The organism is Arenimonas sp. MALMAid1274 (assembly GCF_049195245.1).
In the GTDB taxonomy this organism is placed as follows: Bacteria; Pseudomonadota; Gammaproteobacteria; order Xanthomonadales; family Xanthomonadaceae; genus Arenimonas.
In genome coordinates, this window is the sequence record NZ_JBMIRR010000027.1 from 1,344,972 (window position 1) to 1,351,745 (window position 6,774).

Annotated in this window: 7 protein-coding genes; all 7 read left to right on the forward strand. The window is 66.9% G+C overall.

Annotated features, from left to right (window positions below):
* The first annotated feature begins 109 nt into the window (after window positions 1-109).
* Window positions 110-598 (forward strand): DUF4442 domain-containing protein, encoded by a 489-nt coding sequence (locus ACOQFR_RS14795; RefSeq protein ID WP_421383231.1) that lies wholly within the window; start codon window positions 110-112, stop codon window positions 596-598.
* A 90-nt stretch (window positions 599-688) separates the two neighbouring features.
* Window positions 689-3,031, forward strand: coding sequence for a bifunctional serine/threonine-protein kinase/formylglycine-generating enzyme family protein (locus tag ACOQFR_RS14800; RefSeq protein ID WP_421383233.1), 2,343 nt, complete (start codon window positions 689-691; stop codon window positions 3,029-3,031).
* 18 nt (window positions 3,032-3,049) lie between these two features.
* Complete coding sequence (locus tag ACOQFR_RS14805; protein WP_421383235.1) at window positions 3,050-3,700, forward strand: DUF502 domain-containing protein; 651 nt, start codon at window positions 3,050-3,052, stop codon at window positions 3,698-3,700.
* The gene (locus ACOQFR_RS14810; RefSeq protein WP_421383237.1) at window positions 3,697-4,461 is read left to right on the forward strand and encodes a queuosine precursor transporter; all 765 of its coding nucleotides are present in this window, start codon (window positions 3,697-3,699) and stop codon (window positions 4,459-4,461) included. The genes ACOQFR_RS14805 and ACOQFR_RS14810 overlap by 4 nt, the downstream gene beginning before the upstream one ends.
* Before the next feature lie 21 nt (window positions 4,462-4,482).
* The gene (locus ACOQFR_RS14815) at window positions 4,483-5,025 is read left to right on the forward strand and encodes a hypothetical protein (protein ID WP_421383239.1); all 543 of its coding nucleotides are present in this window, start codon (window positions 4,483-4,485) and stop codon (window positions 5,023-5,025) included.
* Between the two features lie 376 nt (window positions 5,026-5,401).
* Window positions 5,402-5,839 (forward strand): hypothetical protein, encoded by a 438-nt coding sequence (locus ACOQFR_RS14820; RefSeq protein WP_421383241.1) that lies wholly within the window; start codon window positions 5,402-5,404, stop codon window positions 5,837-5,839.
* 55 nt (window positions 5,840-5,894) lie between these two features.
* Window positions 5,895-6,239 (forward strand): energy transducer TonB, encoded by a 345-nt coding sequence (locus ACOQFR_RS14825; protein WP_421383243.1) that lies wholly within the window; start codon window positions 5,895-5,897, stop codon window positions 6,237-6,239.
* Window positions 6,240-6,774: the final 535 nt, after the last annotated feature.

Sequence of the window (6,774 nt, forward strand, 5' to 3'; positions counted from 1 at the left end):
ACGCTTCTGGCCACAGGCGGCACAGTACAAACCGGTCAGCTTGTTGCCACAATTCGCGCAGACTTCGGCCATCGCCTCCCCTCCCCCGTCCCGAGCATAGCCTGACCGCATGAAAGCTTCCCGCCTGCGCCGCCTGCTGTCGTACTGGCCCGTCTTCCTGTTCGCGGGCATCCGCGTCACCCGCGTGGACGACGACTACGGGTACGCCCGGGTCGAGCTGCGGCAGCGCTGGTACAACCGCAACTACGTGGGCACCCATTTCGGCGGCAGCCTGTTCGCCATGACCGACCCGTTCTGGATGATCATGGTGCTGCAGCGCCTGGGCCCCGGCTACCTGGTCTGGGACCAGGCCGGCGAGATCCGGTTCGAGAAGCCGGGCCGCGGCACGGTCGTGGCCGAGTTCCGGCTCGAGGATGCCGTGGTGCAGGAAATCCGTGAGGCGGCCGCCGACGGCGGCAAGGTGCTGCGCTGGTTCGACGTGGACGTGGTGGACGCCGGCGGCGAGGTGGTGGCCCGGGTCCGCAAGCAGGTCTACGTACGCCGCAAGCGCGCCACCCCCGCCCACGCGCCGGCACTGGCCGACCCGGGCAAAGTGTGACGGGGCGCACGAATTCACAAATGGCTTGCCTGCCCGCCGGGCTGCCGTATGCTGGACAGCCCCGCCCCCTGAACCCCGCACCCTGGCGCCATGCAGCAGGAAGAAGAACTCTCCCCTGACGAACTGACCGCGCTGCTCTCGAGCTACATGCCCGAGATCCCCGGTTACCGCGTGCTGCGCCGGATCGGCAAGGGCGGCATGTCCCAGGTGTACCTGGGCGTGCAGGAATCGCTGGACCGCCAGGTGGCGGTGAAGGTGATGTCGCCGGCGGCGCTGACCGACGAAATCAGCAAGCAGCGCTTCGAGCACGAGGCGCGCACCATCGCCAAGCTCGAGCATCCCTGCATCGTCGGCATCCACGAGGTCGGTCGCACGCGCCAGGGCCTGCTGTATTACGTGCTGCCCTACCTGGCCAAGGGCCATTTGGGCCAGCGCGACTTCACCCAGGACGAAGACCGCGCCATCGAGGTGCTGCGCTCGCTGCTGTCGGCGCTGGAATACGCGCATGCGCGCGGCATCGTGCACCGCGACGTCAAGGCCGAGAACGTGCTGTTCGACAACGCCGACCGGCCGCTGCTCACCGACTTCGGCATCGCGCTCAGCAAGCGCGACCAGACCCGCATAACAACCGCTGGTCTCGCCGTAGGAAGCGGCGGCTACATGGCGCCCGAGCAGGCGCGCGGCGAAGTGGTGGACGGCCGCGCCGACCTCTACAGCGTGGGCGTGCTGGCCTACGAACTGCTGATCGGCCGCCTGCCCTACCAGGCCGCCGACCCGCTGGCCCTGGCGCTGATGCATGCCCAGGATCCGGTGCCGCGGCTGCCGCCCGAGAAAAAACACTGGCAGCCCTTCCTCGACCGGGCCATGGCCAAGTCGCCGGACAACCGCTACCGCAACGCGCAGCAGATGCTGGGCGCGCTGAACCAGATCGCCAGCGGCAAGGCCACCGAGCCCAAGTTCGATACCGCCCGCCTGGGCAACAAGCTGCGCGCCGCCTGGAAGCCGCTGCTGGCCGCGGTGGCCGGCGTGGCGATGGTGGCCGGCGTGTACGGCTGGATGCAGCGCGACCGCAGCGTGGACCCGCGCACCGATTTCTTCACGGTCGAGGGCGCCCCGGCCGCACCGGCACCGGTCGCCGCGGAGCCGCCCATCGCGACGCCGACCCCCGCCCCGACACCGGCGCCCGCGGTGGCCGAGCCGGCGCTGCCGCCCGCGCCGGTGGATGCCGCCCTGGCCAACGCTGCGCAGGCACCGGCCCCCGGCCTGATCGCCTCGCCCTTCGCGCAGGTGCAGGCAGAAGTCACGGTCACCGCGCTCGACTACGACCCCACCCGCGCCGGCGCGCGTGAACTGGCCGCGGCGCGCCGCCAGATCGACCGCAATCGCCTCAGCCTGCCGCCGGGCGACAACGCCATGCAGTCCCTGCGCGCCGCCCGCGAACTGGCGCCGCGCGAGCCCTCGCTCTACCGCATGGCCGACGAAGTGATTCGCTTCTACAGCGAACGCGTGCTGGCGGCCGTCAAGGCCGGCGACGACGACGCCGCGGTGGAGAACTACGGCCGCGTCTCGCCCTTCGTGGTCGAGATGGAGCGCCAGACCGGCAAGCCCTGGGTGGCGCTGCGCGATGGCCTGACGCCGGTGCTGCTGGCGCGCCTGCAGGCCGACCTGAAGAAGGTGGACGGCATCGCCGTGGCGCGCACCAAGGCGCTGGCCACGTCGCTGGAAGTGCCCCCGGCTGGGCTGGAACCGGCCTGGTCGCAGGCCGTGGAGCTGCCCAAGGCCGGCGACCGCCTGAAGGACGAAGGCGTGGCGATGAACCTGGTCAGCCTGCCCCGCGGCAATCGCCCCGGCCTGGCCGCCATGCGCGGCGAAGTGACGCGCAGCGAATACGCCGCCTTCGCCTCGGCCAATGGCCGCGCCGCGGCACGCTGCCGCAACCGCCTGGCGCCGATCACGCTGAAGAAGCGCAGCTGGGACGACCCTGGCTTCAACCAGAGCGGCAACCATCCGGTGGTGTGCGTGAGTTACGACGACGCCCGTGCCTATGCGCAGTGGCTCAGCCGCCGCACCGGCAGGGAATACCGCCTGCCCACGCGCGCCGAGTGGACGCCGCTGGCCAGCTACCGCGGCACCGGCAATGCCTGCCGCGACGGCCGCATCAACTGCAGCGGCGGCAGCGACGGCACGGCCAGCGCCAGCCAGGGCCCGAACAGCCACCTGGGCCTGGCCGGCCTGCGCGGCAACGCACGCGAATGGCTGTCGGACTGCGGCAAGAGCTGCAGCCGCCGGCTGGCCGCGGGCATGGGCTGGCGCGACACCGCCCAGCGCGGCACGCCCCAGGGCGCGGACGATTTCGACGCCGACACGGGCTATGACGACATCGGCTTCCGGCTGGTGCGCGAAGTGTCGGCCGAGGAACTGGGCGCGCGCTAGTTGCCCTACAATCCGGGCATGCGACGACTTCGTGCCTATTTTTTCACCGGCCTGCTGACCCTGCTGCCGATCTGGCTGGTCTGGATCGTGTTCAAGTTCGTGCTGGGGCTGCTGTCGGACATCAGCCAGCCCTGGGTTGGTCCGCTGTCGGTCTCGCTGGCCTCCGCGCACCCGGAGATGCTGGGCTGGCTGGACGATCCCTGGGCGCAGGCGGCCATCGCCATGCTGGGCACGGTGGTGGTGATCATCTCGGTGGGCGCACTGGCGCGGCGGGTGGTGGGCCAGCGGCTACTGGCCTGGTTCGAGGGCGTGATTGCGCGCATCCCGCTGATGAAGACCGTGTACGGCAGCGCCCGCAAGCTGCTGGACCTGCTGCAGACCAAGCCCGACGGCACCCAGCGCGTGGTGCTGATCGACTTCCCGCACCGCGACATGAAGTGCGTCGGCTTCGTCACCCGCATCATCCTGGAGGAAGGCACCGGCCGCGAACTGGCCGCCGTGTACGTGCCCACCACGCCCAATCCCACCTCGGGCTACCTGGAGATCGTGCCCGTTGAAAAGCTGACGCCCACCGACTGGTCGGTGGACCAGGCCATGACCTTCATCATCTCCGGCGGCGCGGTGAGTCCTGACCACATGCCGTTCGAGCGGAACCCGGCCCCGCCATGACCGGGCAGGAACGCGCGCAGCGGCTGTTCCTGGTGCTGGCGGTGTTCTTCGTCAGCAACGCCCTGCTGGCCGAGCTGATCGGCGTGAAGATCTTCGCGCTGGAAGACACGCTGGGCATGGCGCCACTGGAATGGAACCTGTTCGGCCAGACCGGTTCGCTCAACTTCACCGCCGGCACCCTGCTGTGGCCGATCGTGTTCGTGATGACGGACGTGATCAACGAGTTCTACGGCAAGCGCGGCGTGCGCTTCATCAGCTGGCTGGCGGTGGGCGTGATCGTGTACGGCTTCGTGTTCGCCTACCTGGCGATTTCGCTGGCGCCGGCGTCGTGGTGGGTGGGCGTGGCGGCCGACCAGGGGGTGCCGGATTACCAGAAGGCGTTCGCGGCGGTGTTCGGCCAAGGACTGTGGACGATCGGGGGATCGCTGGTGGCCTTCCTGGTCGGGCAGCTGATCGACGTGAGCGTGTTCCACCGCATCCGTCGCGCCACCGGCGAACGCGCCGTGTGGCTGCGCGCCACCGGCTCCACGGCGGTATCGCAGCTCGTGGACAGCTTCGTGGTGCTCTACATCGCCTTCGTGCTGGGCCCGCAGCAGTGGCCGACCAGCCTGTTCCTGGCGGTGGGCACGCTGAACTACGGCTACAAGATGGCCGCCGCCATCGCGCTGATTCCGCTGCTGTACCTGGTGCGGCGGGCCATCACCTCCTTCCTCGGCCACGGCCAGGCCGCGCAGCTGCGCGCCGCCGCGGCGCGCGACTGAAACCCCCACCGGAGCCCCGCCATGACGCGCTGGACGATCGCCCTCAGCCTGATGCTCGCCCTCGCCTTCCCGGCCTCGGCCAATGACCTGTTCATCGGGCCCGATGGCCAGCCGCTGCCGGACACCGCGTCCCGGCAGAGCAAGCGCGGCTTCTCGGGCGCCCTGGTCATCACCGCCGATCCCGACTGGCGCGCGAAGTGGGACCAGCCCAGCGACCGCACCCCGCAGTTCGAACCGGCCACGCAAGTGCGGCGCGGCGGACAGCTGAGCATGCTGGTCTTCTTCGCCAACCCGCGCCTGGACGCCGACCGCAAGGCCGACGTGCGCTGCGACATCCAGGTGACCCGTCCCGACGGCAGCGTCTCGGCCGAGCAGGACAACGTGGTGTGCTACCAGGGTCCGGCGCTGGGCAATGAGCTGCACGTCTACCTGGCGGCCCCGGTGATCTATTTCCTAGCCGAGCCCGAGGACCTGGCCGGCCGGTGGACCGTGAAGGTGACGCTTCGTGATGATGCGCGGCGAGTGATGCTTCCGCTGGAGGCGTCGTTCGAGCTGGTGGATTGAGCCCGGCTTGCGTTGACTGAACGCGTTGCAATGATCTGGAACCCGTGTTGGGCTGCAAGCTGTTGATCGGACATGGGTGACTGGTGGCAGTCCGGGTTTTGATAGACCGCGTTTCTGCTCGCATAAGTGGATATGCCGCTCATATGACGGATAACGTGGCAAACGGGGTTGGGTGCAAACTGCCGGCTGCTGCGGCAAGGTGTTGATTGGCGGGTTGTTGGTGGCTTGACTGGCATTTCGAGCTGGGGATACATACGGTGCTATGCCTCATATTTGAGGTCTATTAGGCGTTAGGTGCCGTATGAAGCTATCGGCTGTGTTTGGCGCTCTGCTTGTATTCTTCAGCTCATCCACTTCGGCTGGAGCAGACCCGCAGGTGCCGTCATTCGAGGAGAACCTGGCTCGAGCTGAGCATGTCTATGTGTTTCGGATCGTTTCGCAAGAACTCACCGATAGCGATATTTGGCCGTCCAAAGTGCGAGGCCGTGTTGCCGTCGTTCGCACTCTCTTGGGCGGTCAGCCTTCGATCCAACAGTTGGAGTTCACCATGGGAGCGCACTGCGGCATAAAGCTGGCGGTCGGCCGCTTCTACCTGGTTGCGCTCGAGAACGACACGACCAGCATTAGCCTTGTTCCCGGCGACCAATCAGTGCTGGACGTAACTGATGGGTTCAAAGATGGCTCCCGCAGCAATCCAGACGCATTGGGCCCCGTGCTGCAGTACTTGTCTGGTGAGCCCCTGCCCAAGGACTACCCTGGGGCCTATCGGCTAAGCTCAACCTTAAGCTGCTTGCCACCTCCGGCCGGCACCTAACTAATCATTCAAGCCGACGCCTTCGGCGCGACTTAACTTAGGCGTTAGGCGGCATATGAAGCTACTTGCACTGCTTGCTGTTTCAGTTTCCCTAGCTAGCACTGTGCAGGCCGTGCCGGAGCGCGACTGCGAGCCACTCGATCCCAGTCTGGTCCATTGCCCAACGCCCGAGGCGCCGCGCGTCACGGGGCTTGCAGAAGGGTCGGTTCTCATACGACTTACCGTACAGCCAGATGGGTCGGTCTCTGGAGCAACAGTTCTGTCATCTTCCGGCCATGCCGCGTGGAAGGAAGCAGCGCTGGAGGTAGTCCGGCGTTGGCGCTATAAAGCGACTGACGAGTCTTCCACCAGAGATGCGCCATTCAAATTCAGCTTGGGCGGCGAGCTGCCGCCTAACTGATCATTCAAGCCGACGCCTTCGGCGCGGCTTAACTTAGGCGTTAGGCCTCATGGGGCAGGATCCCTGCAAGACACTAAATGAGGCTTTAGCCGCTGCGGCCTCGGGTCCGTTCTTTCCCGATTGGGAGTTCGGCACCTTGCTTGGTATGTCTAGGGCAGAGGTGTCGGCCCTGATCGGCACAATCTCGAGTGCCGCGCCAACTGAGCAACAGCTCGTGGGAGTTGGCAATGCCGTTGCCAATCTTCTCGGCTATCCTCACGGCAAAGAGTCGCAATGGCCCCAGTGGTTTACATGTACCCCCAGCGAGCTGGAGGCCGCTTACGCGCAGTGGCAGGCCTCGGGCCACGAGGCCTAACTCATCATTCAAGCCGACGCCTTCGGCGCGGCTTAACTAAGGCGTTAGGCGTATGCGATCTCGCGCTGTACTTGGAATGGTCTTTCTGACTGTCGCCGCGTGCTCGCAACGACCGAGTAGTACGAATCTGGAGGACTTCGGCACAGCCTTCCAGCAAATGCAACTGGAGGAACAGTTCTT